The 3,486-nt window shown below is 64.2% G+C and carries 3 protein-coding genes; 2 read left to right on the forward strand and 1 reads right to left on the reverse strand.

Annotated elements, in window-relative coordinates; all coding sequences use genetic code 11:
* Window positions 1–1,784, forward strand: a 1,784-nt coding sequence (locus QZ079_RS08655) for a phosphoribosylformylglycinamidine synthase subunit PurQ (RefSeq protein ID WP_297037461.1), incomplete at its 5' end; no start/stop codon positions are given.
* Window positions 1,785–2,269: 485 nt separating this feature from the next.
* The gene (locus tag QZ079_RS08660) at window positions 2,270–3,130 is read left to right on the forward strand and encodes an HD domain-containing protein (protein ID WP_297037462.1); all 861 of its coding nucleotides are present in this window, start codon (window positions 2,270–2,272) and stop codon (window positions 3,128–3,130) included.
* Window positions 3,131–3,142: 12 nt separating this feature from the next.
* Here QZ079_RS08660 and QZ079_RS08665 read toward each other — a convergent pair.
* On the reverse strand, window positions 3,143–3,486 hold a 344-nt coding region (locus tag QZ079_RS08665; protein WP_297037463.1), incomplete at its 5' end, for a [Fe-Fe] hydrogenase large subunit C-terminal domain-containing protein.

A 3,486-nucleotide genomic window follows, 5' to 3' on the forward strand; every position in this document is an offset into this window, starting at 1 on the left:
TCATGCCGTTCGGCGGCAGCGAGCAGCTCACGCCCGCGCAGGCCATGGTGGCGAAGTTCCCGGTCGACGGCGAGACCACCACGGTCTCCGGCATGGCGTGGGGCTTCAATCCCTACATCATGGCGGCCGACCAGTACCGCGGCGCGTACCTTTCCGTGGTGGAGAGCATCGCGCGCCTCGTGGCGACCGGCTTCGAACATGAGCGCGCCTACCTGAGTTTCCAGGAGTATTTCGAGCGTCTGCGCGACGTCCCCGAGCGCTGGGGCAAGCCCGTCGCGGCGGTGCTCGGTGCCCTCATGGCGCAGGTCGACCTGGGCGCCGGCGCCATCGGCGGCAAGGACTCCATGAGCGGCTCGTTCGAGGACCTCGACGTGCCGCCCACGCTCGTCTCCTTCGCCGTCGCGACCGGTTCGCTCGACCGCGTGGTCTCGCCTGAGTTCAAGGGCGCAGGACACCGCGTCGCGCTCATCGAGCCCGCCTACTGCGACGACGACCTCGTGCCGGATGCCGAGTCGCTGCTTGCCGTCTTCGGCGCCGTTGAAGAGCTTGTGCGCGAGGGCAAGGCGCTTTCCATCTCCACGCCGGGCTTCGGCGGCATCGCCGAGGTGCTCTTCAAGGCATGCGTGGGCAATCGTCTGGGCTTCACCGTCTCCGATGAGTACTACGAGGCCGAGGCACGCGACCTGTTCGACCACGCCTACGGCTGCTTCATGGTGGAGCTTGCAGACGGCACCGAGCTGCCCGAGATCGAGGGTGCTCGCGTCGTAGAGCTCGGCCATACCATCGAAGCGTACGAGCTTTCTGCCTATGACGAAGCGCTCGATCTCGCCGAGCTGCAGGAGGCATGGGAGGCTGCCATCGAGGGCGTCTTCCCCTATCGCACACCTGCCGAGGAAGCCGCCAAGCTGCCGGCCATCGAAACGGTGAACTTTAGCTGCGCGGAGACCGGTCGCATCCAGACCGTGTATGCCGGCGAGAAGTTCGCGCGCCCGCGCGTGATCATCCCCGTGTTCCCCGGCAACAACTGCGAGTACGATAGCGCCCGCGCCTTCACCGCCGCCGGCGCCGTGGCCGATACCTTCGTCATCAACAACCTCACGCCCGAGGCGGTCGCCGAAAGCACAGCCGAGCTCGCCCGCCGCATCCGCGAGAGCCAGATCGTCATGATCCCCGGCGGCTTCTCCGGCGGCGACGAGCCCGACGGCTCCGCGAAGTTCATCACCGCGTTCTTCCGCGCGCCCGAGGTGACGGAGGCCGTGCGCGACCTCTTGCAGAACCGTGACGGCCTCATGCTGGGCATCTGCAACGGCTTCCAGGCGCTCGTGAAGCTCGGCCTCGTGCCGTATGGCGATATCGTGCCCGCGACGGCCGACGCGCCCACGCTCACGTTCAACACCATCGGCCGCCACCAGAGCCGCTTGGTGCGTACGCGCGTGGCGAGCGACCTTTCGCCCTGGCTCTCTGCCTGCGAAGTGGGCGATACCTACACCGTGGCCATCTCCCACGGCGAGGGTCGCTTCGTGGCGAACGACGAGGTGCTCGCGCAGCTTCGCGAGGGCGGTCAGATCGCGACGCAGTACGTGAACGAGGCCGGCGCGCCCAGCATGGACCTGTCCGTCAACCCGAATGGCTCCGTCTTCGCCATCGAGGGCATTACCTCACCGGACGGCCGCGTCTTCGGCAAGATGGGCCACGTGGAGCGCCGCGGCGACGGCCTGTACCAGAACGTGCCGGGCGAGAAGTTCATGCCCATCTTCGAGAGCGGCGTGAAGTACTTCGCATAGTCCTTGACGCTAACCGGGAGGGGCACCGCCGAGCAGGAGTTCCCACGCGACCGTCCTCGCCACTTCGCGGCTGCGGAATGTTCGCTTAGGGAACACCAGCTCGGCGGTGCCCCTCCTTGCGTTTTCGGCCTCGCTGCGGCAATGAGGGGGGGCAGGCAACAAAGGCTCGAAGCTCTGCTCGAACAGATTGCGCCAAATGAACGGTTTTGGCGGGGGTAACGAAGTATCTCTGAAACCCGTGAGGTTGCGATCTGCGAACTTTTTGCCGCTTCTTCCCTTGCTACTTAGCGAAACCCTATAAAAGTGTTCACTTGGCGCGATCTGGGAATTCGGACTCGCCGTTTTCATTGTGATGACCCTGGAGAGTGGCCGAGCTTGTCGTTTCATGCGAACCGGCTTCGCTTCTAGCAACTGGTAACATCTTCTTACCAGTTTTCCTGTTACCTGGTAACGTCACATTACCAGTTTCGTCAGTGAGGGATACAATGGCAGACCTTACGCACACCATCGACCGACGCCGCGCGCGGGAGGCGTTCGATAGCTATGTGGCGGCATACGACGCAACGAACCCGCGCATCGCACTCAAGGTCGAGCACACGCTGCGTGTCGCGGAACTCTGCGAGCGTATCGCGCGCGAAGCGGGATTCACACCGGCGGGCGTCGATCTTGCCTGGCTTTGCGGCCTTCTACATGATATCGGCCGCTTCGAGCAGCTGCGGCGTTGGAACACGTTCAGCGACGCCGCATCGACGAGTCATGCGGCGCTCGGAGTCGAGGTGCTTTTCGGCAGCAAGGGCGATACGGGCGTCGCCGATGATGACGGGAGCGCCGCGGGCACCATCGGCATCATCCACCGCTTCATCGACCCGAACGACGAGCTCGAAGAGGTCATCCGCGCCGCGGTGGGCTTCCATAGCGACTACCGGCTGCCCGAAGACCTCGACGTTCGCACACACGCGATCTGCGATGTCGTCCGCGATGCAGACAAGCTCGACATCCTGCGAGTTGCCAGCACAGACGCCGTCGAGACCGTGCTCAACGCAAACGAAGACGAGCTCCTCGCGAGCGCCGTCTCCCCCGCCATCGAGGACGCATTTTTCGAGCACCGCACCGCGCACTACTCCGAACGTGTCACGCCGGTGGACTACCTTGTCAACCTCGCCTGTTTCGCCTTCGAACTCGTCTACCCCGCAAGCCTCGAAATCGCAGACGAGCAGGAGTACATCTATCGCGCCCTCGAGCGACCGTTCGGCATTACGCACCCCTTCGAAAATAAGGCGACCGCCCAGCTCATAAATCGCATGGACGGTCACCTTCGTGCTTGGGTTGATGAACGGCTCTGCTAGAAGCGAATGATCTTACGCCTCGCCCTTCTGGGCCTCGAGGCTTTCCGCCACGGCGTCCTCGGAACGAATGCCGTCTTCGGCACGCTCGAGCACGTCGAGGTACTTGTTGTACATGTTCTCCGTCGCAAGCTTGTGCGGCGACCTCTTGGAATAGGCCTTGACCTGCGCCGCCGTCTTCGACACGGCCTGGATGGTGCCGGCGCCCGCCACGCAGCCGCCCGGACACGCCATGCCCTCGAGCAGGTAGCCGTCGTACTTGCCCTTCACGGCATCCTTCATCATCTTGCGGCAGTTCTCCAAGCCCTGCGCGGCCGCAACCTTGACCTCCATGTCGGGGTGATCCTTATGGATGGGGG

Origin of the sequence: uncultured Enorma sp., assembly GCA_905210055.1 — a bacterium.
Classification (GTDB): domain Bacteria; phylum Actinomycetota; class Coriobacteriia; order Coriobacteriales; family Coriobacteriaceae; genus Enorma.

Excerpts from the sequence above, each read along its gene's own strand:
- QZ079_RS08660 (WP_297037462.1), top strand. The coding sequence starts at position 2,270 with ATGGCAGACCTTACGCACACCATCGACCGACGCCGCGCGCGGGAGGCG.